This window comes from Brenneria izadpanahii, from assembly GCF_017569925.1.
Classification (GTDB): domain Bacteria; phylum Pseudomonadota; class Gammaproteobacteria; order Enterobacterales; family Enterobacteriaceae; genus Brenneria; species Brenneria izadpanahii.
In genome coordinates this window covers 1,071,090-1,094,689 of the sequence record NZ_CP050854.1, presented here as the reverse complement: position 1 = coordinate 1,094,689, position 23,600 = coordinate 1,071,090, and the positions used below count along the sequence as shown (strand labels likewise).

Genomic DNA, 23,600 nt, shown 5'->3' with positions numbered 1-23,600 from the left:
AGTTTTGCGCCTTGTTTCATCGCAACATAACACAGCCCGGCTATCGTTACCTCCCCAATAAATTTCGCGGCGCGGGCAGACGGCGACTGAATGAATCCCCAGGCACTGACTCAATTAAGCGGCTGGGGCGGCAAATCCGCCGGGAGCAGCAAAGCAGCAATGAACGCCGCCGACCGCGGCCCCGGAGGGGCGCCGGGCAATAGAAAAGCCAACGCATCTGCAACGTGAAAGATGACGGGTAGCGCGTTCGGCGGAAAAACTGGAACGGCATTTGCTTAAAACGACTTGGTGTTTAAACAGGGCAAACCTCGGCGACACAAAACAACGGCAAATAAAGAAGGCGACAAATTAAAGCCGTTCGCACTCACCCTACAGCCGGATAAAGAAAAGGAATGACGGCATGATGCAAAGCAATACCGCGCCATTGGGCATGGCGGTGACGCCACACCACTTAGCCAGCGCCAGCGCTCAGGCTATTCTGCGTGAAGGCGGCGACGCCATTGAAGCGATGGTGGCGGCGGCGGCGACCATCTCCGTGGTTTATCCCCACATGAATGGATTAGGCGGGGATGGCTTCTGGTTAATTCTGCCGCCGCACGGCGAACCGATCGCCATTGATGCCAGCGGCGCGGCCGGACAGCTCGCCAGCCGTGACTTTTACCGGGGAGAGCCGCGCATCCCCCATCGCGGCCCCAAAGCCGCGCTTACCGTTGCCGGAACCGTGGGCGGCTGGCAAGAAGCGCTGAAATTTTCCCAGGAACTGGGCGGCGAACCGCTGCCCATTGCGCGCCTGCTCGCCGACGCCATCCGCTATGCCGCCGACGGCATCGCCGTTACCCAGTCGCAGGAAAATGCGCTGACGCAGCACTATAATGAATTGATTGATTTTCAGGAATTTAACCGCGTTTTTATGCCTTCCGGGGCGATCCCGCGCGCCGGCAGCCGTTTTACCCAACCCGACCTGGCCGAAACGCTGACGCTATTGACGCTGGAAGGATTGGACAGTTTCTATCGGGGATCGCTGGCGAAGCACTTTGCCGAGCAAATGGCCAGGCTGGGCATGCCCGTAACGGGCGATGATTTAGCCGCCTACCGCGCTAAACGCGCCACGCCGCTACGCTTGAAGCACAGCAAAGGCGATATTTATAACCTCGCCCCGCCAACGCAGGGTCTGGTGTCATTAGCTATCCTCGGCTTAACCGATCGCCTGGAGATGGCGGACCTAAACGATAGTCAGACCGTCCACCGCATTGTCGAATCCACTAAATTGGCTTTCAAGCTACGCGATCGTTTCATTACCGATCCGAACATGATGACGCAAAACGTTCAGGAACTGCTGGAACCGGATAACCTCAGCCTGATGGCAAACGAGATCGATACCCGCAAAGCGGCCCCCTGGCACGCGGGAAAAGGCCCAGGCGATACGGTCTGGATGGGCGTGTGCGACAGCAGTGGGCTTTGCGTCTCCTTTATTCAGAGTATCTACCATGAATTCGGCAGCGGGGTCGTACTGCCGGGAACCGGGGTGCTGTGGCAGAATCGCGGCGCCGCCTTCAGCCTTGATCCTCATCATCTGCTGGCGCTGGAGCCGGGCAAGCAGCCGTTCCATACCTTGAATCCGGCGGCGGCGAAGTTGTCCGACGGCCGCACCATGGTGTATGGCTCGATGGGCGGCGACGGACAGCCCCAGACGCAGGCGGCGCTGTTTATTCGTCATGTGCTTCAGGGGCTGCCGTTACAGCAGGCGATTACCGCGCCGCGTTGGCTGTTGGGCCGTACCTGGGGACAAGCGTCCGACACCTTAAAACTGGAAGAGCGATTCAATCCGGCCACTATCGACGCGCTGCGCGCTTTAGGCCATGACGTCGAATTACTCAGCGGCTTTAGCGAATCCGTCGGTCATGCCGGCGCCATCGTCCGTCATACGCACGGCATGCTGGAAGGGGCGTTCGATCCCCGTAGTAACGGCAGCGCCGCAGGTTTTTAATTTTACTATCGAGGAATACGATGAGTTCCCAATCAACCGGCAATGCCGAACTGGAATCCTATATCCGACAAATGGAAACGCTGCTGGCGCTTACGTTAACCCAGGAGCGACGCCAGGAACTGCTGCTTCAATTCAGTCGTATTAACGCCATGGCCCAGCCGTTGATGGATTTTCCGCTGGAAGCGCGTCAGGAGATTGCCGGAGTCTATACGTTATGAGTTCCCTTCAGGCGCTATCCATTAAGCAAATCCGTCATGGGCTGCTGTCCGGCGAATTCTCGGCCAAAGAATTGGCGCAACACACGCTCGATGCGATTGAACGCGTCAACCCGACGATTAACGCCTATACGGCAATAACCCGCCGGCGCATGCTGGAAGAAGCGGATAACATCGATCGCCGGCGCAAACGCGGCGAACCCTTGCCCGCGCTGGCCGGCGCGCCCTATGCGGTGAAGAATTTATTTGATGTCGCGGGGGAAACCACATTAGCCGGCGCGCAGTTATTTAGCCAACGTCCGCCCGCGTCGCAGGATGCGTTCGCCATCAAACAGCTAGCCCGCGAGGGCGCAATGTTGTCCGGTATGCTGAATATGGATGCTTACGCCTACGGGTTCACCACTGAGAACAGCCATTACGGCGCGACGCGCAATCCGCGGGATACGCAACGGATTGCCGGAGGCTCCTCCGGCGGCTCCGCGGCGGCGGTGGCCGCAGGGCTGGTCAATTTTACCCTGGGCAGCGACACCAACGGCTCGATTCGGGTTCCTTCCTCGCTGTGCGGCATTTTCGGCCTCAAACCGACTTTTGGCCGCTTATCACGCAGCGGCAGCCATCCCTTTGTCGCCAGTCTCGATCACATCGGCCCGATGGCGCGCAACACGGAGGATTTGTCACTGGTTTTCGACGCGCTGCAAGGTCAGGATAGCGCGGATCGTTTTCAGGCGGCGCGGCCTGCGCTGACATGCGCCGAACGGCTGGCGGAGGGAAATAGCGGCCTGCGCTGCGCGCTGCTGGACGGCTATTTTTCCGAGTGGAGCAGCGACGAAGCCAAAACCGCCGTACAACAGGTTGCTCACGCGCTGAACGCGCAAACCCGCGTCACCTTGCCGGAAGCCGCTCTGGCGCGCTCCGCGGCATTTATCCTTTCCGCCAGCGAAGGGGGAAACCAATATCTTCCCGCGTTGCGCGACACGCCTGAGCTGTTCGAACCGTTCTCCCGCGAACGTCTGCTGGCCGGAGCCATGATCCCCGCCGCCTGGTATGTACAGGCGCAACGCTTTCGCGACTACTTCCGCCAGCAGGTTTTGCCCCTGTTCGAACATACCGACCTGCTGATTGCGCCGGCAACCCCATGCAGCGCCACGCTAATCGGCCAGGAGACCATGCATATTAATGGCCTCGACCTGCCGGTGCGGGCCAATATGGGAATGTTGACGCAACCGATTTCATTTGTGGGATTACCGGTTGTTACCGTGCCGGTGAAAACGGCGGGCGGGCTGCCTATCGGGGTTCAGATCATCGCCGCCCCGTGGCGTGAGGATCGCTGTCTGCGCGCCGCCTGGACGCTGGAACAGCAAGGCTGTTGTCTATTGTCTTAAGCGCTACACTTATATCGTTATCCGGCGGAAAAACACCGCCGATTAACCACATGAAATGACGGGTTATTATTTGCTGATATTCAGATCGTGATTAGCTGAAAATGATCTCCGGCAAAAGGATAATAATGTTAACTATGTCACACCCGCCGCCTGCCCAATATTTACCGGTACAAGCGCTGCGCCAGCCGGCAAATTTCGCCATAAAATCATGACGTCCATTTTTGCTATAATTAAGGCGGCGATCACGATTTATGTAAATTATCTTGCACGAAAATCGGACTATTCCGGCGCTGGCGATGTAGAAAATTAAATTTATATATCGACGTATTTTATTGATAACGCGGACAATATTTATCAATCCACGCCTGAGTAAAAGTCTTATTTCCCGCAGAAAAAAGCATGGTTAAAAAACTAAGTTAATTAGTTGTTTTAAAAAATAAAAGTAAAAAAATCACCCAGACGGCATCGCCGGAATTTATCCAATCACATGAAAATAATAGGGTTAATTTTCCCGATTAATTATGTACCCGAAAAAATCGATTCAGCTATCGGGGGTTGTCTCAGAATCTCATTATGGTAGGGTATAGAGCGTTTAATCATTACCAGGACAAACGTTATAGAATTATAAATGACCATAGGAAAACAATCGTTTCATGGCAATTAAACTAGAAGTAAAAAACCTTTATAAAATATTTGGCGAACATCCTAACCGAGCATTTAAACTGATCGACAAAGGCTTAACTAAAGATCAGATATTTGAAAAAACGGGCCTTACCGTCGGTGTAAAAGATGCCAATCTGGCCATTGAAGAAGGCGAGATATTTGTCATCATGGGATTATCCGGTTCCGGCAAATCAACCATGGTACGCCTTCTCAATCGTCTGATAGAACCTACCCGGGGTCAGGTTCTAATTGACGGCGAGGATATTGCTCAAATATCCGACGCAGCGCTGCGCGACGTGCGGCGTAAAAAAATCAGTATGGTGTTCCAGTCTTTTGCGTTAATGCCGCACCTGAATATCCTCAACAATACCGCTTTTGGTATGGAGTTGGCCGGGATAGAAAGAGCGGAACGCGAACAAAAGGCGATGGATGCGCTGCAACAGGTTGGCCTGGAGGCTTACGCCAATTCCTACCCGGATGAACTGTCGGGCGGGATGCGCCAACGCGTCGGACTCGCGCGGGCGCTGGCGAATAACCCGGATATTCTGCTGATGGATGAGGCTTTTTCCGCCCTCGATCCGCTGATCCGTACAGAAATGCAGGATGAGCTGATCAAGCTCCAGTCCCGTAATCAGCGTACCATCATCTTTATCTCGCACGATCTGGATGAAGCCATGCGTATCGGCGATCGTATCGCCATCATGCATGGCGGTGAAGTCATCCAGGTTGGCACGCCGGATGAAATCCTGAACAATCCGGCCAATGACTACGTTCGCACCTTCTTCCGCGGCGTGGACGTCAGCCATGTCTTCAGCGCCAAGGATATCGCCCGCCGCCGTCCGGTCACGCTGATCCGTAAAACGCCGGCCGTCGGACCGCGTTCCGCACTGAAAATCCTCCAGGACGAAGACCGCGATTACGGCTACGTGCTGGAGCGCGGACAAAAATTCATTGGTGTGGTCTCCATCGACTCGCTGAAACAGGCCCTGAAAGAGCAGCAGCCGCTGGAACATGCGCTGTTATCCGATCCGGCCCCTGTGCCCGCAGATATGTCGCTCAATGAGCTGATTTCGCAGGTAGCGCAAGCCCCTTGCGCTGTCCCCGTCATCGGTGAAAACAACGAGTACATCGGCATCATTTCAAAGGGAATGTTGCTACAGGCACTGGATAAGGAAGGAGCGAACAATGAGTAAACCAACAACCAATCCTTGGGAAAACAGCACCGCGCCTGAGCAAAACGCCGACCAACACAGCGCGGCGGCGCAGAGCGATCCCTGGGCGGCCACGACCCAAAATTCACCGCAGGCGGAAAATAGTGCCGCGCCCGATGCCGGAGCGCAGAGCGATCCCTGGTCCTCGACCGCCGCCCCCGCGCAGGATGCGCCGGCCAACGGAGCGGACGCCTGGAGCGCCGCGCCGCCGGACGGCGGCTCAGCGGATACGACTCAGGCCGCCAGCGACTGGCTGAACAGCGCGCCGACCGATACGCCGGAGCATTTCAGCCTGCTCGATCCGTTTAAAGATACGCTGATTCCGCTGGATCGCTGGGTAACCAACGGGATCGATTGGGTGGTTATGCACTTCAGACCGCTATTTCAGGGGATCCGCGTTCCGGTCGACTTCATCCTGAGCACGTTTCAACAACTGCTGCTTGGTATGCCCGCGCCGATCGCTATCCTGATCTTCTCGCTGATCGCCTGGCAAATCTCCAGTTTCGGAATGGGGGTCGCCGCGTTGATCTCGCTGATCATCATCGGCGCCATCGGCGCATGGTCGCAGGCGATGGTGACTCTGGCGTTGGTATTGACCGCCCTGTTCTTCTGTATGTTGATCGGCCTGCCGATAGGGATCTGGCTGGCGCGCAGCGAACGGGCGGCCAGAATTATCCGGCCGCTGCTGGATGCGATGCAGACCACGCCGGCGTTCGTCTATCTGGTGCCGATCGTGATGCTGTTCGGTATCGGCAACGTGCCGGGCGTCGTGGTTACCATCATCTTCGCGCTGCCGCCGATTATTCGTCTGACGATCCTGGGTATCCGCCAGGTGCCGGCCGATCTGATTGAAGCGGCGGAATCCTTCGGCGCCAGCCCTCGGCAGATGTTATTCAAAGTTCAGCTGCCGCTGGCGATGCCGACCATCATGGCTGGAGTCAACCAGACATTAATGCTGGCGCTGTCGATGGTGGTGATTGCTTCAATGATCGCCGTTGGCGGTCTGGGTCAGATGGTTCTGCGCGGCATTGGCCGTCTGGATATGGGTCTGGCTGCCGTTGGCGGCGTCGGTATCGTTATTCTGGCTATCATCCTTGACCGTCTGACCCAGTCTCTGGGCCGCGACAGACGCAGCAAGGGCAATAAAAGCTGGTATACCACAGGCCCAATCGGTCTGGTAACCCGTCCTTTCATTAAGCAGTAATTTTCGTGTCGGTTACCCGGCCCCGCGCCGGGTAACCGAACCATTCATAATTAAATCAACATTATAAAACCTGATTTCCGCATCCAATGGATTTTAACGCGCAGTAGCGCTGCAATTTGAAAGCCAAGGGTATGGAATAGGAACGAGGAAATAACTATGAGCAAGACAAAAATCTGGGCCGCAGCCCTGACGACTGCACTGCTGAGTTCATCCATCTATGCAGCCGATTTACCGGGCAAAGGCGTCACAGTTATTCCGGTGCAAAGCACTATCTCTGAAGAGACTTTCCAAACGCTGCTGGTTTCCAAAGCGCTGGAAAAACTGGGCTACGACGTCCAGACGCCCCGCGAAGTGGATTACAACGTCGCCTATACCTCTGTCGCCAACGGGGATGCGACATTCCTCGCCGTCAATTGGGATCCGTTGCATGCCGATCAATATCAGGCGGTCGGCGGCGATAATAAACTCTACCGTGAAGGCGAGTATGTAACCGGGGCCGCGCAGGGTTACCTGATCGATAAAAAAACCGCCGACCAGTATAAAATCACCAATGTCGAGCAGTTAAAAGATCCGAACATCGCCAAACTGTTTGATACCAACGGCGACGGCAAAGCCGACCTGACCGGCTGTAACCCTGGCTGGGGCTGTGAAGCAATGATTAACCATCACTTGCAGGCCTATGGTCTGACCCAAACGGTCGACCACAATCAGGGCAACTATGCGGCCATGATTGCAGATACCATTACCCGCTATAAAGAAGGCAAGCCGATTCTGTATTACACCTGGACGCCATACTGGGTTAGTGATGTGCTGGTTCCGGGACGCGATGTCGTCTGGCTGCAAGTACCGTTCTCTTCACAGCCGGGCGAGATGGAAGGCAAGAGCACCAAGCTGCCGAACGGCGCAGACTACGGTTTCCCGGTCAACAGCATGAGAATTGCCGCCAACAAGGCCTGGTCTGAGAAAAACCCGGCGGCGGCGAAGCTGTTTTCCATCATGAAATTGCCTCTGGCCGACATCAATGCGCAGAACCTGCGTATGCACGAAGGCCAGGGCTCGCAGCAGGATATCGAACGTCATGTCAACGGCTGGATCAAGGCGCACCAGCAGCTGTTTGACGGCTGGGTCAAAACCGCGGCTGAAGCGGCTAAATAAATCACCGCTCGTGAATTTCAGAAGCGTTTGATGCCAACCCTTCTGGTTCCAACCCCCCGCCCTCCCCTTCACAGGGGAGGGCGCAAAAACCGCGTTTCTAATGCGTTAGCGCCTTCCCCCTAATATGGGAGAGGCGGGGTGGAGGTCATTAATGACGATGTTTCCGACATTGCCAATAATCTCAGGCGGCTTTTTGCCGCCTTTTTCCATTTAATGACGACTTAGTAATCAACTGATTCTGTTTTCCCCACTCAGCCATTCCCTAACGTCGCGCATGAGCTACCCTATTAACTGATAGCGGTGTTTCCTTCGATTCTCGACGTTCCTATCGCTTACTTTCTGTCACAGAATAATCAATTTTGTCTAACTTGATACCGTTTACCTAGGTAGTAACTTTCGTTACTATGCACACCGTGATTAATGAGGTTATATCAAAATGGATAGTTCGTTTACTCCAATAGAGAAGATGCTGAGCCTGCGTGTTTCACGTAAACCCGATTTCCCATACCAGGAAGTCCTGCTGTTGCGTTTATGCATGCACATGCAAAGCAAAATACTGGAACACAGAAATAAAATACTGAAAGAACAGGGCATTAATGAAACCTTATTCATGGCGCTCATCACCCTGGAATCACAGGAATCTTACAGTATTCAACCATCGGAACTCAGTGCCGCGCTCGGTTCGTCACGCACTAACGCCACGCGAATTGCCGATGAGTTGGAAAAAAGAGGTTGGATTGAAAGGCGTGAAAGCAGTAACGATCGGCGCTGCTTGCACCTGCATATGACGGAAGAAGGCAAAAATTTCCTTAGCCAGCTGCTTCCCCCGCAGCATAAAAGCCTCCATTTCCTCTGGTCTACGCTCAGCAACGATGAGCAGAAACAGCTTGAAACATTAATGAGAAAACTGTTGACCCGAATAGATGAGATGGAAGCGGCCGAAAAATTGTAATTAATGAATTTTAATAAAAACCGTATATCCCTCGCTGTACCGGACGCTTTCCTGTGCTCGCGTTATTGGAGCGCGGATATTTACTGCGGACAATGCCCGTTTACTGTTCAGTAATCTGTCATTCCGTCGCTTGATAATAAAACAAAACCGACTCTGACTGCCGGTCAACTGCAGACTGCTGCAGTACCGCCGGCGGATCGGCGCTGAATGTTCATTCATAACAGCGCCATCAAATGATGTGACACCAGGCCAAAGAGCATTAGAAGAGAGAACACCATGAGTGAAAGTGTGGAAAAACAGGCGCCACAGCCGGTAAAACGCAATAAGAAAAAACAGCGCAAACGCGTGCTGACGCTATTAACGCTTATCTTTATCGTGCTTGGCTGCGCGTGGTTTGTTTATTGGTTCCTGGTCCTCAGACATCACCAGAGCACCGATGATGCCTACGTCGCGGGCAATCAGATTCAGGTGATGGCTCAGGTAACGGGGAGCGTTACGCGCGTAAATGTAGACAACACCGATTTTGTCAAACAGGGCGATGTTCTGGTTGAACTGGATCCGACCGATGCCCAACAGGCTTTTGAGCGGACCAAAACCGCGCTGGCCAACAGCGTGCGTCAAACGCATCAGTTAATAATCAACGGCAAGCAGTATCAGGCCAATATAGAATTACTCCAGATCCAGCTGAATCAGGCGCAGAGCGATTTAAACCGCCGTGAAACGCTGGGTCATGTAAACGCCATCGGCCGGGAAGAAGTTCAGCACGCCCGGGATGCGGTAGCCAGCGCCAAAGCCTCGCTGGAAGTGGCGAAACAGCAATATCAGGCCAATCAGGCAATGATTCTGGATACGCCGTTAGAACAGCAGCCGACGGTTCAGCAGGCCGCGGCGGAAATGCGCGATGCCTGGCTGGCGCTGCAACGCACAAAAATCGTCAGCCCGGTGAACGGCTATGTTTCGCGCCGCAGCGTTCAGGTCGGCGCCAGGATCGCGACGACATCGGCGCTAATGGCCGTTGTGCCTGCGGACCATCTGTGGGTCGACGCCAACTTTAAAGAAACCCAGCTCGCCAATATGCGCATTGGTCAACCCGCCACCGTCGTCGCGGACATGTACGGCGATGATGTCGTTTATCACGGCAAGGTCGTGGGTCTGGATATGGGCACCGGCAGCGCGTTCTCCCTGCTTCCGGCGCAGAACGCCACCGGCAACTGGATAAAAGTCGTCCAGCGTTTGCCCGTCCGTATTGAATTGGATCCGCAACAGGTTGCCGAACATCCGCTGCGTATCGGCCTGTCCGCGCTGGTTAACGTCGATACCGCCGATAGCGCAGGCCAATCACTGTCGGAAACGCCACGCGGCACCCCGGCTTACGCAAGCGATGCGCTGACGTTGGATCTCGCTCCGGTCAATCAAATGATTAGCGACATCATTCAGGCTAATGCCAGCTAATCGGTCAGGAGAGAAGCGTGCAGAGAAAACCGCTTAAAGGCGCCAGTCTGGCCTGGATGACTGTTGCCCTGTCATTAGCAACGTTCATGCAGGTGCTGGACTCAACCATCGCCAACGTGGCAATTCCGACGATTGCCGGCAACCTGGGGGCGTCCAACTCGCAGGGAACGTGGGTGATCACCTCTTTCGGGGTCGCCAACGCCATTTCCATTCCCATCACGGGCTGGTTGGCCAAACGCTTTGGCGAAGTTCGCCTTTTCCTGTTGTCCACCGCCCTGTTTGCCTTCACCTCCTGGATGTGTGGTATATCCACCAGCCTGGAAATGCTGATCTTCGCCCGTGTCTTACAGGGAATCGTGGCCGGACCGTTGATCCCGTTGTCGCAGAGTCTGTTGTTAAACAACTATCCTCCCGCCAGACGGAGCATCGCGTTGGCGTTATGGTCGATGACCGTGGTGGTCGCGCCGATTTGCGGGCCGATTCTGGGGGGCTGGATTAGCGACAACTACCACTGGGGCTGGATCTTCTTCATCAACGTCCCGCTGGGCGTGGCGGTTGTGCTCATTACGCTGCAAACGCTGCGCGGACGGGAGACCAAAACCGAAATCAAGCCTATCGATACCGTGGGTCTGGCATTGCTGATCGTCGGCATCGGCAGCCTTCAGATGATGCTGGATCGGGGTAAGGAACTGGATTGGTTTAACTCCAATGAGATCATTATTCTTACCGTTATCGCCGTCATCACCCTGACGTTTTTAATCGTCTGGGAGCTGACCGACGACCACCCGGTCGTGGATTTATCGCTGTTTAAATCGCGCAATTTCACCATTGGATGCCTGTGCCTCAGCCTGGCCTATATGTTCTATTTCGGCGCGATCGTACTGCTGCCGCAATTATTACAGGAGGTCTATGGTTATACCGCGACCTGGGCCGGGCTGGCGTCGGCCCCTGTCGGCTTAATGCCCGTGGTGCTGTCGCCGATTATCGGCCGTTTCGCCCCGCGCCTGGATATGCGGCAGTTGGTTACCTTCAGCTTCATTATGTACGCCGTCTGCTTTTACTGGCGCGCCTATACCTTTGAACCGGGAATGGACTTTGGCGCTTCCGCGTGGCCGCAGTTTGTACAGGGTTTCGCCGTGGCCTGCTTCTTTATGCCGCTGACGACCATTACGCTGTCGGGCCTGCCGCCGGAGCGGATGGCCGCGGCATCCAGCCTGTCCAACTTTACCCGGACGCTGGCGGGTTCTATCGGAACATCCATCACCACAACGCTGTGGGCGCAGCGCGAGTCGTTACACCATTCGCAGTTAACGGAATCGGTAACGCCCTATAATCCGCTCGCGCAGGAAACCTATCAGCAGCTACAGTCGCTAGGAATGAGCCAATCGCAGGCTTCATCCTATATCGCCAGCGAGATCACCGCGCAGGGACTGATTATCTCCGCCAATGAAATCTTCTGGGCTGCGGCTGGGGTATTCCTGGTGCTGTTGGTATTGGTGTGGTTTGCGCGACCGCCGTTTACCTCCGGGGGCGGGGGCGGCGCGCACTGAGCCACGTTCCCTGCGCCGCCGATCCGCCGGATGGCTCGTCGGGGAACGTGTTTTTCAGCTACGTGACAGGATTGGTGCTGTAAGCTACCCAAAGTCATTCTATTTATCGGCTCTTCCCGACGGAAGGGCCGACAGAAAACGCTTAAAAAGCGACGCACTCCGGCGCATCAACCCGCATTACCGATTCCTGGGCAAAGCGTGTTTTGTATGCGGTACGCAGCGCTTCTACCGCGCTTTCCTGTTCAGATCCATGAATAAGCAGCAACGCTTTGCTGTTTTCCCGCACCACTGCGCCATTCTGACCCAGCCACTGTCCTCTGGTATCAAAAATCGTCAACCCGTCTTTAAAACGCGGCGTGACTTCGCTATCGACAAAGTCCTTCCATTCCGCATCGGAAACCGGCGGGCCAGCCGGGCGGCTTAGACCGAAATAGAGGGTGGTTTGCACCATTTTATCGCCGATGCGGCAGGCATATGGCGCAGCGCGATCGGCATCAGGGGCGGGCGACGGCTGAGAACAGCCGCTCATAAAAAGTGTTCCCAGGAGCAGCGATAGCGCTGCATAGTGTGATTGTTTCCGTATCATTAGGTGTTTCTTGTCGTCATCATCGTGAAATCTTACCGGCTCACTACGCCATTATCCCTGTCGCGCCTGAGCCTCGACGCCGCGGCATCCCGCGCCTTGACATGCGCTATCACCCCGGCGCCAGACTTTCATCGCTTAAAAACAAAACATCAGCGCAAGTTCCCCTGTGCTGATGTTTGACCGAGGGCGAAGGTTAAGCCGTGAGCCGTTCCCTTCTTTAATCGGATTTATTTCATCAGGCTTTATTCTGCCGCCACCATTCGGACAGCAAAATACCTGTCGCAACGGAAACGTTCAGGCTTTCAACCCTGCCCGTTCCATCAATCGAGATATTGGTATCGCCCTGCAGCCAGGCGCCGTCGGACAGGCCATCGCCCTCTTGCCCCAGCACGATTACGGTCTTAGCCGGAAATGTGGTTTTCGATAATGCCGTTCCTTTGTGACTGGAGGTCGTCACAATGGTATAGCCGGCTTTACGGAACTCATCGAATACGGCGATGGGATCATCGGCATTAATCGCTTTAACATGCTCAGCCCCGCCTTCGGCAGTGCGTACTGCCGCCCCGGACTCCAACATCGTCGCATCCTGAACCAGCAGGCCATTAACGCCAAAATGCGCGCAGCTGCGCATAATGCCGCCGAGGTTGTGAGGATTGCCGGCATCCTGCAACGCCAGTACGCAATCACGCTCGCCCGCCGTTTCCAGATACTCGCGAACATCCATTCCCCGACGCTTTTTAATCAGGAAACACACGCCGCCATGATGCTCGGTACCGGAGGCTTTGATCAGCTCATCATCTTCAACGACATGATAGGCCTTGCGATTGGCCGCCATCCAGCGAAGGGCCTCACGAAAACGCGGCGTCACTTCCTGTAAAAACCAGGCGCGAACAATGGAATCAGGACGGCTTTTAAACAACGCCTGACAGGCGTTTTCACCATAAACCCGCGTCTCTTCCTGACGCTGGCGGCGCAGCTGCGCGGGATCGATCTGACTTTTACCGCTGATCCCGCCATGATCGAATTCAGGCTCTTCACCCGGCGCGCGCGAAACCGTTTTCCAGGGGGAATCGCCGGTAGCGCGATCCTCGCCGCGCGGACGGCGCGGCCGTTCTGCACGTTCGCCATTACGCTCGCCGCGATCCTTGCCCCACGGGCCGTTATCGCCGTCACGAGAGGGATTCTCACGGGCATAACGCGGATTTTTATCTCGGGGATGCTGAGGCTTCTCACGGGAACCCGTCTCATCACGGCGGCCGCGCCCGCTTTCGCTACGGCGCTCCTTACCAGACGGACGCTTATTTTTGTTCTCTTTCCCGCCCTCGTCATCGCTACGGACGTACATCACGCGGACCTTGCCGCTCTTACTATTGAATGAATCGCTCATCGTTATCTCCACCTACGCGCTGGGCGCGAAGATTACCTTATGTACCGCCGCTTAGCTACCAGCTTGTGGTAAAAGCCAAAAACTATCGTAGCTATTGAGTAAACCACGTTGTTGACGACGAAACGGCTCGCCATACTTAGCCAACTGCCAAGTAACATATTGTTCGAGTAATGCACCAATAATTTAACATGTTGACGACATTTACTAATTGTTCGCAACGGTTTTTATCGGCGCCATGCTATTCGTCCCTTTGACCTGAGGCCCTGTTATGAATACGGTATGCGCATCTTGCCACACGACAAACCGTCTGCCAGAAAAACGTATTGACGATCATCCTAAATGCGGCAATTGCGGAGAACCGCTGTTCACGGGTGAAGTTATCAACGCCACCGAAGCGACGCTGGATAAACTGTTACAGGACGATCTGCCGGTCGTCGTCGACTTCTGGGCGCCATGGTGTAGCCCCTGCGTCAACTTCGCCCCGGTATTTGAGAGCGTCGCGCAGGAACGCGGCGAAAAAATACGCTTTGTTAAGGTTAATACCGAATCAGAGCCTGCGCTTAGTTCTCGTTATCGTATCCGCACCATCCCGACCCTGATGCTGTTTAAACAAGGGAAACTGGTCGATATGCTTAATGGCGCGCTTCCTAAAGCGCCGTTTGAAGGCTGGCTTGACGAATCCCTATAAATATACGCCATCCCCAAACCCAGAGTATTTTAGCTCTGGGTCTTTTGGTCAGACTGTCCGTCGATTAGAATGACCCCTTTCAAAGCCCATTATTGTCGATGTTTCCCAAAACGCAGACCGTAAACCGCTTCCTGACGGAACGCCGAGATCCCCGATACTCCAATGATTAACAATGCCGTTCTTCGCCTGCGCCAGCAACGTCTGGAGCAGTCCACCAAACCATTCCGCGCCCGCGGCTGCCGCGTTGTGCGCTGCCAGCGCTGTTTGCTGCCGGCAACAAACTGTCTGTGCCACACAATTCAGCCCAGCCACGCCCGCAGCCGTTTTTGTCTGCTTATGTTCGATACGGAACCGCTAAAGCCAAGCAATACCGGACGGTTGATTGCCGATATTCTACCAGAAACTCAGGCATTCCTCTGGTCCCGTATATCGCCCGATCCACGGTTGCTCGCCGCCCTCGGCGATGCGGATTATCAACCCTATCTGGTTTTTCTGGCCGATGATGCGCAAGAAGAGCGTCAGATTTTCCGGCAACTGCCCTCGCAGGGAAAGCCCGCGTTATTTATTCTGCTGGACGGCACCTGGCCGGAAGCGCGGAAAATGTTCCGCAAAAGTCCTTATCTGGATGCGCTGCCCATTCTATCACTGAATGTCGATGCGCTTTCTCGTTACCAACTGCGGGAGGCAAGCAACGCCGGACAGCATTGCACCGCGGAAATCGCCATTGCTTTACTTGGCCAAGCCGGAGATAGCGCGGCGGCGGCGGCATTGTCGGAACACTTCGATCGCTTTCGTAAACGCTATCTGGCCGGGAAATCGCATCATACCTTACGGGAATTGCTACCTGCCATCACAGCATAACCGGCAAAAAACACTTAGTATCATATAGTCTTTCCTAAAAGGGTGACTTATGAGCCAGCGCGGATTGGAAGCACTATTACGACCTAAGTCGGTAGCGGTTTTGGGCGCTTCGGAAAAGCCGGGACGGGCAGGCTTTCTGTTGATGCGCAACCTGTTGGATGGCAACTTCAGCGGCCCGGTTCTTCCCGTTACTCCCAAATATCGCGCCGTCTGCGGCGTTTTAGCCTATCCGAACGTCGCCGGCTTGCCGATTACGCCCGATCTTGCCATCCTTTGCACCAATGCCGGGCGCAATCTGGCTTTGCTGGAAGAAGTGGGGCAATCAGGCTGTAAAACCGCCATTATCCTATCCGCTCCGCCATTTCAGTTCAGCGAGTTAAAAGCCTGCGCAATCCGCTATAACATGCGTCTTTTAGGCCCGAACAGCCTCGGTTTACTCGCGCCCTGGCAAGGATTCAACGCCAGTTTCTCGCCGGTACCCATTATGAAAGGCAAGCTGGCGTTTATTTCCCAATCCGCCGCCGTATCAAACACCATTCTGGACTGGGCTCAGCAACGGGGCATCGGTTTCTCCTATTTTATTGCGCTGGGCGACAGCCTGGATATTGATGTTGACGATCTGCTGGATTTTTTAGCCCGAGATGGCAAGACCAGCGCAATTCTGTTGCACCTCGAACACATTAGCGATGCCCGACGTTTTCTTTCCGCCGCCCGCAGCGCCTCAAGAAACAAACCTATTCTGGTGATCAAGAGCGGACGCAGCCGGCAATCGCAACGATTGCTCAATGAGCGCCCTCAAGGGTCTGACGCGGCCTACGACGCGGCTATTCAACGCGCGGGCCTTTTACGGGTGCACGACACACATGAACTCTTCTCGGCGGTGGAAACCCTTAGCCATCTGCGGCCATTACACGGCGAACGGTTGCTGCTGGTCAGCAATGGCGCATCGCCGGCGGCGCAGGCGCTCGATCAGTTGCTAAGCAGACAAGGGAAACTGGCGCTCCTCAGCGAAGCCACTCAACAGAAACTGCGGGAAAAGCTGCCGGAACACGTCGCGATCGGCAACCCGCTTAATCTACGTGATGAGGCCACCATCGAACGCTATCTAACGGCGGTATCTATTTTGTTGGATAGCGATGACTTTGACGCGCTGCTGATCATTTATTCTCCCAGCGCCGCAGCGCCAGGAACCGAAAGCGCCGCCCAACTGATTAATCTGTTTCAACGGCATCCGCGCGGCAAACGCATAACGCTGCTGACCAACTGGTCCGGCGAATTTTCTTCACAAGAGGCGCGCCGTTTATTCAATGAGGCCGGCATTCCCACCTATCGCACGCCAGAAGGCGCCGTGACGGCGTTTATGCATATTGTCGAATACCGGCGCAACCAGAAGCAGCTGACGGAAACCCCCGCGCTGCCCCAGGATTTGTCGATCAATGCGGATCAGGCGCATGAACTTATCCATCAGGCGCTGGCGAACGGCATCACTCAGTTAGACACCCACGAAGTCCGCCCCATCCTGCAGGCTTACGGTTTAAACACGCTGCCGACCTGGATTGCCAACGACAGTACCGAAGCGGTATACATCGCCGAACAGATCGGCTATCCGGTCGCCATTAAGCTACGCTCGCCAGATATTGCGCATAAATCAGAAGTTCAGGGCGTGATGCTCTATCTGCGCACCGCCAGAGAAGTGCAACAGGCGGCGGAGGCGATTCTCGATCGGGTGAAACAAACCTATCCCCAGGCGCGTATCCACGGTTTGTTGGTACAAAGCATGGCAAACCGGGCCGGCGCTCAGGAACTGCGGGTGGCCGTTGAGCAGGATCCGGTATTCGGGCCGTTAATCATGCTGGGCGATGGCGGCGTTGAATGGCAAGAGAACCAGGCCGCCGTGGCGCTGCCGCCGTTAAATATGACCTTGGCGCGCTATCTGGTGCTGCAGGCGGTCAAAGGAGGGAAAATTCACAGCCGCGGCGCGCTGTGTCCGTTGGATATTGCAGCGCTCAGCCGGTTGCTGGTACAGGTTTCAAACCTGATCCTCGACTGCCCGGAAATATCCCGGCTGGACATTCATCCTCTGCTGGCTTCGGGCGATGAGTTTACCCTGCTGGACGTTACGCTCCAGCTGACGCCGTTTAGCGGCGATCCCCAGTCAAGGTTGGCTATCCGCCCTTATCCGCAGGATCTGGAGGAGACCGTTACGCTAAAAGATAACTCAACTTGCCTGTTTCGCCCTATTCTGCCCGAAGATGAGCCGTTACTGAGCCTCTTCATCTCTAAGGTGACGAAAGAAGACCTTTACTATCGCTATTTCAGCGAAATCAGTGAATTTAATCACGAAGATTTAGCCTATATGACGCAGATTGACTACGACCGGGAGATGGCTTTTGTCGCCATACGCCAGACGGAAACCGGCGAGGAAATTATCGGCGTTACGCGAGCCATATCCGATCCCGATAATACCAATGCTGAATTCGCTGTTTTGGTGCGCTCCGATTTGAAAGGATTGGGGCTAGGCAGACGCCTGCTGGAAAAGCTGATCCGCTATGCCAAATTACACGGGCTGGGGAGTTTGAATGGGATCACCATGCCGTATAATCAAGGGATGATTACGCTGGCGAAGAAACTAGGCTTTAGCGTCAATATTCAGTTGGAAGAGGGGATCGTCACGCTGGAATTATCGTTGAAAGTTTAATCACCATACGTGATATAGCTCCCGCATCAAGAGACGATCTGGCTATCAATGTCAAAACATGCTCACAACGGCAGGAAAGTAATGGTATTATCGCCCAATTCGGCTATTCCTTAATTTTTGATGATGACCTGCCGGTCATACACTGATGAGAGAAGAAACGCACTGTGATGTTGTCAAAACTTAAACGCAATAAATACCAACAACACCTTGCACAACTGCCCAAAATCCCTCAGACAGCTGATGACGTTCAGACACTCCACACACCTGAACTCTTCCGTACCACACTGGTGAATACTATTCTGCAGGCCAGAAAACGTATTTATCTGGTGGCGTTATATCTGGAACATGACGATGGCGGTATGGGGATTTTGTCTGCGGTATATGAAGCCAAACGGCAGCGTCCCGAACTTGATGTCCGCGTACTGGTAGACTGGCATCGCGCACAACGCGGACGAATAGGCGCGGCGGCGGAGAACACCAATGCCGACTGGTATTGCGAGATGGCGCAAAAACACGCCGACACGCAGTTTCCCATCTATGGCGTGCCCGTTAATACGCGCGAGGCGCTGGGCGTCCTGCACCTAAAGGGCTTTATTATTGATGATACCGTGATATACAGCGGTGCGAGCCTGAACGACGTCTATCTGCATCAGCACGATAAATACCGCTACGATCGCTATCAGATCATCCACAATCCAATACTGGCCGATACCATGGCGCAGTATATTCAAGATATTCTGTCGGCATCGGCAATACACCGGTTGGATCGCAGCGATCGTCCGAAAAGTCTGGAAATCAAAAACGAAACCCGGCAATTCAGGCAGTCATTGCGTATCGCAACCTATCAGACGCCGAACTGCGGTGACGTTAACGATCAACTTACCGTTACGCCATTAGTGGGATTAGGTAAAAAAAGCCCGCTGAATAGAACCATTCATCACTTAATGTATTGTACGGATAATCATCTGGTGATGTGCACGCCGTATTTTAACCTGCCCGCCCTGCTGGTCAGAAACATTATCCGGCTATTGCGGGAAGGGAAAAAGGTTGAAATCATTATTGGCGATAAAACCGCAAATGATTTTTATATTCCAGAAGATCAGCCGTTTAAAATCATAGGCGCTTTACCCTATCTTTATGAAATCAACCTGCGCCGATTTCTAAGCCGTTTGCAGCGTTATATCGACAACCAGCAGCTCGTCATACGTTTATGGAAAGACGGCGACAATAGCTTCCACCTTAAAGGTATGTGGGTTGATGATAAATGGCAGTTGCTGACCGGTAATAATCTCAATCCGCGCGCTTGGCGCCTGGATCTGGAAAATGCCATCCTCATTCACGATCCGAAAAAAGTTTTGCTGACGCAGCGCCTACAGGAACTGGAAAGTATCCGGGTACATACCCATATCATAGCAAGCTACATGGAGCTGGAAAGCATCGCGCAATATCCGATAAAGGTGCGTAAACTTATTCGGCGCTTACGCCGCATCCGCATAGACAGGCTTATCAGCCGCATCCTCTAATATTTCCCGTTATCAAAAACCATAAAGGCCGCAATACTTTTTAAGCATTGCGGCCTTTATGATCTGACTGTCTGAATATGACAGAGCGACTGCTTTTCTCTGGGAATTCGCAGGATGGAAAAGCATATCGGGAGGACTTTACAGATAGACAAAGGGCCATCCGATCGGATGGCCCTTTGTCTTAATTGAAACCTGGCAGTTCCCTACTCTCACATGGGGAGACCCCACACTACCATCGGCGCTACGGCGTTTCACTTCTGAGTTCGGCATGGGGTCAGGTGGGACCGCCGCGCTATCGCCGCCAGGTAAATTCTTTTTAAGCCGAAACATTAACCCGTAAATCTGGTGCTGATACCCAGAGTCGAACTGGGGACCTCACCCTTACCAAGGGTGCGCTCTACCAACTGAGCCATATCAGCGCACCTAGTTGTTTTGATGCCTGGCAGTTCCCTACTCTCACATGGGGAGACCCCACACTACCATCGGCGCTTCGGCGTTTCACTTCTGAGTTCGGCATGGGGTCAGGTGGGACCACCGCGCTATCGCCGCCAGGCAAATTCTGTTTTATCCCAACCGTCGCAGTTTTCTCTGCAACCATCGGAACCAATCTTCGAACAAGCTGAACTTCTCTGAGTCTATTCGTATCATCCTGATACTCACCCCCACGGGGCCAGTGCTCCGCACCGTTCAAAATCGTTACCGACGATTTTGTCTCTCTAAAACACCTTCGGTGTTGTAAGGTTAAGCCTCTCGGGTCATTAGTACTGGTTAGCTCAACGTCTCGCAACGCTTACACACCCAGCCTATCTACGTCGTCGTCTTCAACGGCCCTTCAGGGGACTTAAAGTCCCAGGGAAGACTCATCTCGAGGCAAGTTTCCCGCTTAGATGCTTTCAGCGGTTATCTCTTCCGCACGTAGCTACCGGGCAATGCAATTGGCATCACAACCCGTACACCAGTGGTGCGTTCACTCCGGTCCTCTCGTACTAGGAGCAACCCCTCTCAATCTTCCAACGCCCACGGCAGATAGGGACCGAACTGTCTCACGACGTTCTAAACCCAGCTCGCGTACCACTTTAAATGGCGAACAGCCATACCCTTGGGACCTACTTCAGCCCCAGGATGTGATGAGCCGACATCGAGGTGCCAAACACCGCCGTCGATATGAACTCTTGGGCGGTATCAGCCTGTTATCCCCGGAGTACCTTTTATCCGTTGAGCGATGGCCCTTCCATTCAGAACCACCGGATCACTAAGACCTGCTTTCGCACCTGCTCGAGCCGTCACTCTCGCAGTCAAGCTAGCTTATGCCTTTGCACTAACCTCCTGATGTCCGACCAGGATTAGCTAACCTTCGTGCTCCTCCGTTACTCTTTGGGAGGAGACCGCCCCAGTCAAACTACCCACCAGACACTGTCCGCAACCCCGCTCAGGGGCCCACGTTAGAACATCGAACATTAAAGGGTGGTATTTCAAGGTCGGCTCCACGCAGACTGGCGTCCACGCTTCAAAGCCTCCCACCTATCCTACACATCAAGGCTCAAGGTTCAGTGTCAAGCTATAGTAAAGGTTCACGGGGTCTTTCCGTCTTGCCGCGGGTACACTGCATCTTCACAGCGAGTTCAATTTCACTGAGTCTCGGGTGGAGACAGCCTGGCCATCATTACGCCATTCGTGCAGGTCGGAACTTACCCGACAAGGAATTTCGCTACCTTAGGACCGTTATAGTTACGGCCGCCGTTTACCGGGGCTTCGATCAAGAGCTTCGCCCAAAGGCTGACCCCATCAATTAACCTTCCGGCACCGGGCAGGCGTCACACCGTATACGTCCACTTTCGTGTTTGCACAGTGCTGTGTTTTTATTAAACAGTTGCAGCCAGCTGGTATCTGCGACTGGTCTCAGCTCCATCCGCGAGGGACTTCACCAAATCCAGCGTGCCTTCTCCCGAAGTTACGGCACCATTTTGCCTAGTTCCTTCACCCGAGTTCTCTCAAGCGCCTGAGTATTCTCTACCTGACCACCTGTGTCGGTTTGGGGTACGATTGCGTGTTGCCTGGAGCTTAGAGGCTTTTCCTGGAAGCGTAGCATCGGTTACTTCGTCACCGTAGTGACTCGTCGTCACGCCTCAGTGTTAACAGTGTTCCGGATTTACCAAAAACACCCACCTGCACGCTTAAACCGGGACAACCGTCGCCCGGCCAACCTAGCTTTCTCCGTCCCCCCTTCGCAGCAACACCCAGTACAGGAATATTAACCTGTTTCCCATCGACTACGCTTTTCAGCCTCGCCTTAGGGGTCGACTCACCCTGCCCCGATTAACGTTGGACAGGAACCCTTGGTCTTCCGGCGTGCGGGTTTTTCACCCGCATTATCGTTACTTATGTCAGCATTCGCACTTCTGATACCTCCAGCAACCCTCACGGGCCACCTTCGCAGGCTTACAGAACGCTCCCCTACCCAACGAACGTATCCCTAAGCCAACTCGACTTTGTAAAACGCATTGATGTCGCTTCGCTCCATCAATCGTTATTCAACATCGCCAAATTGTCTTGGGTGATACGTTCGCTGCCGCAGCTTCGGTGCATGGTTTAGCCCCGTTACATCTTCCGCGCAGGCCGACTCGACCAGTGAGCTATTACGCTTTCTTTAAATGATGGCTGCTTCTAAGCCAACATCCTGGCTGTCTGGGCCTTCCCACATCGTTTCCCACTTAACCATGACTTTGGGACCTTAGCTGGCGGTCTGGGTTGTTTCCCTCTTCACGACGGACGTTAGCACCCGCCGTGTGTCTCCCGTGATAACATTCTACGGTATTCGCAGTTTGCATCGAGTTGGTAAGTCGGGATGACCCCCTAGTCGAAACAGTGCTCTACCCCCGTAGATGAGTTCACGAGGCGCTACCTAAATAGCTTTCGGGGAGAACCAGCTATCTCCCGGTTTGATTGGCCTTTCACCCCCAGCCACAGGTCATCCGCTAATTTTTCAACATTAGTCGGTTCGGTCCTCCAGTTAGTGTTACCCAACCTTCAACCTGCCCATGGCTAGATCACCGGGTTTCGGGTCTATACCCTGCAACTTAACGCCCAGTTAAGACTCGGTTTCCCTGCGGCTCCCCTATTCGGTTAACCTTGCTACAGAATATAAGTCGCTGACCCATTATACAAAAGGTACGCAGTCACCCTGATTAATCAAGGCTCCCACTGCTTGTACGTACACGGTTTCAGGTTCTATTTCACTCCCCTCGCCGGGGTTCTTTTCGCCTTTCCCTCACGGTACTGGTTCACTATCGGTCAGTCAGGAGTATTTAGCCTTGGAGGATGGTCCCCCCATCTTCAGACAGGATATCACGTGTCCCGCCCTACTCATCGAACTCACAATCTGTGCATTTTTGTGTACGGGACTATCACCCTCTGTCGTGCGACTTTCCAGACGCTTCCACTGACACACAAACTGATTCAGGTTCTGGGCTTTTCCCCGTTCGCTCGCCGCTACTGGGGGAATCTCGGTTGATTTCTTTTCCTCGGGGTACTGAGATGTTTCAGTTCCCCCGGTTCGCCTCGTTTGACTATGGATTCATCAAACGATGATGCACAAGTGCACCGGGTTTCCCCATTCGGGTATCGTCGGCTGTTACGGTTCATATCACCTTACCGACGCTTTTCGCAGATTAGCACGCCCTTCATCGCCTCTGACTGCCTAGGCATCCACCGTGTACGCTTAGTCGCTTAACCTCACAACCCGAAGGTGTTTCGTAAAACACGTTCGCATTGCGATTATTTGAGAGACTCTGATACAACCAAACCACATCTCAATACTGCACGGAGAGACAGGTTCAGCCGCATCGTTTCAAATTTCAGCTTGTTCCAGATTGTTAAAGAGCAAATATCATAAAACCTGACTATTGCTAATCAGCTTTAGGATATGACGTAAGTAATCATTTCATGACTTACTGGATGACCCCCGCTTTCACCGGACTGGTCGGATGCGCTGGCGTCCCCTAGGGGATTCGAACCCCTGTTACCGCCGTGAAAGGGCGGTGTCCTGGGCCTCTAGACGAAGGGGACCCGAAATTTGCCTGTCGAATC

The 23,600-nt window shown here is 54.1% G+C and carries 16 protein-coding genes, 2 tRNA genes and 3 rRNA genes; 14 read left to right on the top strand and 7 right to left on the bottom strand.

Annotated elements, in window-relative coordinates; translation table 11 throughout:
- Positions 1–90 precede the first annotated feature (90 nt).
- The 10 genes from HC231_RS04805 to emrB all read left to right on the top strand — a co-directional run bounded on the left by HC231_RS04805 (position 91) and on the right by emrB (position 11,771).
- Entirely contained in the window at positions 91–228 is a 138-nt protein-coding gene (locus tag HC231_RS04805; protein ID WP_208229966.1) for a hypothetical protein, read from the top strand.
- A 172-nt stretch (positions 229–400) separates the two neighbouring features.
- On the top strand, positions 401–1,987 hold the full coding sequence (locus tag HC231_RS04800; protein ID WP_208229965.1) for a gamma-glutamyltransferase family protein: 1,587 nt from the start codon (positions 401–403) through the stop codon (positions 1,985–1,987).
- A 20-nt stretch (positions 1,988–2,007) separates the two neighbouring features.
- Positions 2,008–2,205, top strand: a complete 198-nt coding sequence (gene hpxX / locus HC231_RS04795) for an oxalurate catabolism protein HpxX (RefSeq protein ID WP_208229964.1) — start codon at positions 2,008–2,010, stop codon at positions 2,203–2,205.
- Positions 2,202–3,584, top strand: coding sequence for an AtzE family amidohydrolase (locus tag HC231_RS04790; protein ID WP_208229963.1), 1,383 nt, complete (start codon positions 2,202–2,204; stop codon positions 3,582–3,584). The genes hpxX and HC231_RS04790 overlap by 4 nt, the downstream gene beginning before the upstream one ends.
- 653 nt (positions 3,585–4,237) lie before the next feature.
- The gene (gene proV / locus HC231_RS04785; RefSeq protein WP_208229962.1) at positions 4,238–5,440 is read left to right on the top strand and encodes a glycine betaine/L-proline ABC transporter ATP-binding protein ProV; all 1,203 of its coding nucleotides are present in this window, start codon (positions 4,238–4,240) and stop codon (positions 5,438–5,440) included.
- Positions 5,433–6,662, top strand: a complete 1,230-nt coding sequence (gene proW / locus HC231_RS04780; RefSeq protein ID WP_208229961.1) for a glycine betaine/L-proline ABC transporter permease ProW — start codon at positions 5,433–5,435, stop codon at positions 6,660–6,662. Before proV ends, proW begins: the two co-directional genes overlap by 8 nt.
- A 156-nt stretch (positions 6,663–6,818) precedes the next feature.
- Complete coding sequence (gene proX / locus HC231_RS04775; RefSeq protein WP_208229960.1) at positions 6,819–7,817, top strand: glycine betaine/L-proline ABC transporter substrate-binding protein ProX; 999 nt, start codon at positions 6,819–6,821, stop codon at positions 7,815–7,817.
- Positions 7,818–8,253: 436 nt separating this feature from the next.
- Positions 8,254–8,769 carry a transcriptional repressor MprA gene (gene mprA, locus HC231_RS04770; RefSeq protein WP_208229959.1) on the top strand — a complete coding sequence of 172 codons (516 nt, stop codon included), beginning with the start codon at positions 8,254–8,256 and terminating at the stop codon, positions 8,767–8,769.
- Positions 8,770–9,045: 276 nt separating this feature from the next.
- Positions 9,046–10,221: a multidrug efflux MFS transporter periplasmic adaptor subunit EmrA gene (emrA, locus tag HC231_RS04765; RefSeq protein WP_208229958.1), complete on the top strand. Its 1,176-nt coding sequence runs from the start codon at positions 9,046–9,048 to the stop codon at positions 10,219–10,221.
- A 17-nt stretch (positions 10,222–10,238) separates the two neighbouring features.
- Positions 10,239–11,771, top strand: coding sequence for a multidrug efflux MFS transporter permease subunit EmrB (gene emrB / locus HC231_RS04760; protein ID WP_208229957.1), 1,533 nt, complete (start codon positions 10,239–10,241; stop codon positions 11,769–11,771).
- Positions 11,772–11,913: 142 nt separating this feature from the next.
- Here the strand turns inward: emrB and HC231_RS04755 are convergent, their stop codons facing one another.
- Positions 11,914–12,357 carry a DUF3574 domain-containing protein gene (locus HC231_RS04755; protein ID WP_208229956.1) on the bottom strand — a complete coding sequence of 148 codons (444 nt, stop codon included), beginning with the start codon at positions 12,355–12,357 and terminating at the stop codon, positions 11,914–11,916.
- Between the two features lie 235 nt (positions 12,358–12,592).
- Entirely contained in the window at positions 12,593–13,744 is a 1,152-nt protein-coding gene (locus HC231_RS04750) for a tRNA/rRNA methyltransferase (RefSeq protein ID WP_208229955.1), read from the bottom strand.
- Positions 13,745–14,012: 268 nt separating this feature from the next.
- On the opposite strand from HC231_RS04750, the gene trxC reads away from it, so the two are divergent.
- The 4 genes from trxC to pssA all read left to right on the top strand — a co-directional run bounded on the left by trxC (position 14,013) and on the right by pssA (position 19,514).
- Positions 14,013–14,432, top strand: a complete 420-nt coding sequence (gene trxC, locus HC231_RS04745; RefSeq protein ID WP_208229954.1) for a thioredoxin TrxC — start codon at positions 14,013–14,015, stop codon at positions 14,430–14,432.
- Positions 14,433–14,594: 162 nt separating this feature from the next.
- Positions 14,595–15,293, top strand: coding sequence for a tRNA-uridine aminocarboxypropyltransferase (locus tag HC231_RS04740; RefSeq protein WP_208229953.1), 699 nt, complete (start codon positions 14,595–14,597; stop codon positions 15,291–15,293).
- A 49-nt stretch (positions 15,294–15,342) separates the two neighbouring features.
- Positions 15,343–17,991, top strand: coding sequence for a bifunctional acetate--CoA ligase family protein/GNAT family N-acetyltransferase (locus HC231_RS04735; protein ID WP_208229952.1), 2,649 nt, complete (start codon positions 15,343–15,345; stop codon positions 17,989–17,991).
- Positions 17,992–18,158: 167 nt separating this feature from the next.
- The gene (gene pssA / locus HC231_RS04730; RefSeq protein ID WP_208229951.1) at positions 18,159–19,514 is read left to right on the top strand and encodes a CDP-diacylglycerol--serine O-phosphatidyltransferase; all 1,356 of its coding nucleotides are present in this window, start codon (positions 18,159–18,161) and stop codon (positions 19,512–19,514) included.
- A gap of 190 nt (positions 19,515–19,704) precedes the next feature.
- On the opposite strand, the gene rrf (HC231_RS04725) is transcribed toward pssA, so the two are convergent.
- The 5 genes from rrf (HC231_RS04725) to HC231_RS04705 form a co-directional block, all read right to left on the bottom strand.
- Positions 19,705–19,820, bottom strand: a 5S ribosomal RNA gene (gene rrf / locus HC231_RS04725).
- Between the two features lie 37 nt (positions 19,821–19,857).
- Positions 19,858–19,933: transfer RNA gene (locus HC231_RS04720), tRNA-Thr, on the bottom strand.
- Positions 19,934–19,951: 18 nt separating this feature from the next.
- A 5S ribosomal RNA gene (rrf, locus tag HC231_RS04715) occupies positions 19,952–20,067 on the bottom strand.
- 184 nt (positions 20,068–20,251) lie between these two features.
- A 23S ribosomal RNA gene (locus HC231_RS04710) occupies positions 20,252–23,246 on the bottom strand.
- Between the two features lie 257 nt (positions 23,247–23,503).
- Positions 23,504–23,579: transfer RNA gene (locus tag HC231_RS04705), tRNA-Glu, on the bottom strand.
- Positions 23,580–23,600: the final 21 nt, after the last annotated feature.

Excerpts from the sequence above, each read along its gene's own strand:
- HC231_RS04805 (WP_208229966.1), top strand. The coding sequence starts at position 91 with ATGAATCCCCAGGCACTGACTCAATTAAGCGGCTGGGGCGGCAAATCC.
- HC231_RS04800 (WP_208229965.1), top strand. The coding sequence starts at position 401 with ATGATGCAAAGCAATACCGCGCCATTGGGCATGGCGGTGACGCCACAC.
- hpxX (WP_208229964.1), top strand. The coding sequence starts at position 2,008 with ATGAGTTCCCAATCAACCGGCAATGCCGAACTGGAATCCTATATCCGA.
- HC231_RS04790 (WP_208229963.1), top strand. The coding sequence starts at position 2,202 with ATGAGTTCCCTTCAGGCGCTATCCATTAAGCAAATCCGTCATGGGCTG.
- proV (WP_208229962.1), top strand. The coding sequence starts at position 4,238 with ATGGCAATTAAACTAGAAGTAAAAAACCTTTATAAAATATTTGGCGAA.
- proW (WP_208229961.1), top strand. The coding sequence starts at position 5,433 with ATGAGTAAACCAACAACCAATCCTTGGGAAAACAGCACCGCGCCTGAG.
- proX (WP_208229960.1), top strand. The coding sequence starts at position 6,819 with ATGAGCAAGACAAAAATCTGGGCCGCAGCCCTGACGACTGCACTGCTG.
- mprA (WP_208229959.1), top strand. The coding sequence starts at position 8,254 with ATGGATAGTTCGTTTACTCCAATAGAGAAGATGCTGAGCCTGCGTGTT.
- emrA (WP_208229958.1), top strand. The coding sequence starts at position 9,046 with ATGAGTGAAAGTGTGGAAAAACAGGCGCCACAGCCGGTAAAACGCAAT.
- HC231_RS04755 (WP_208229956.1), bottom strand. The coding sequence starts at position 12,357 with ATGATACGGAAACAATCACACTATGCAGCGCTATCGCTGCTCCTGGGA.
- HC231_RS04750 (WP_208229955.1), bottom strand. The coding sequence starts at position 13,744 with ATGAGCGATTCATTCAATAGTAAGAGCGGCAAGGTCCGCGTGATGTAC.
- trxC (WP_208229954.1), top strand. The coding sequence starts at position 14,013 with ATGAATACGGTATGCGCATCTTGCCACACGACAAACCGTCTGCCAGAA.
- HC231_RS04740 (WP_208229953.1), top strand. The coding sequence starts at position 14,595 with ATGATTAACAATGCCGTTCTTCGCCTGCGCCAGCAACGTCTGGAGCAG.
- HC231_RS04735 (WP_208229952.1), top strand. The coding sequence starts at position 15,343 with ATGAGCCAGCGCGGATTGGAAGCACTATTACGACCTAAGTCGGTAGCG.
- pssA (WP_208229951.1), top strand. The coding sequence starts at position 18,159 with ATGTTGTCAAAACTTAAACGCAATAAATACCAACAACACCTTGCACAA.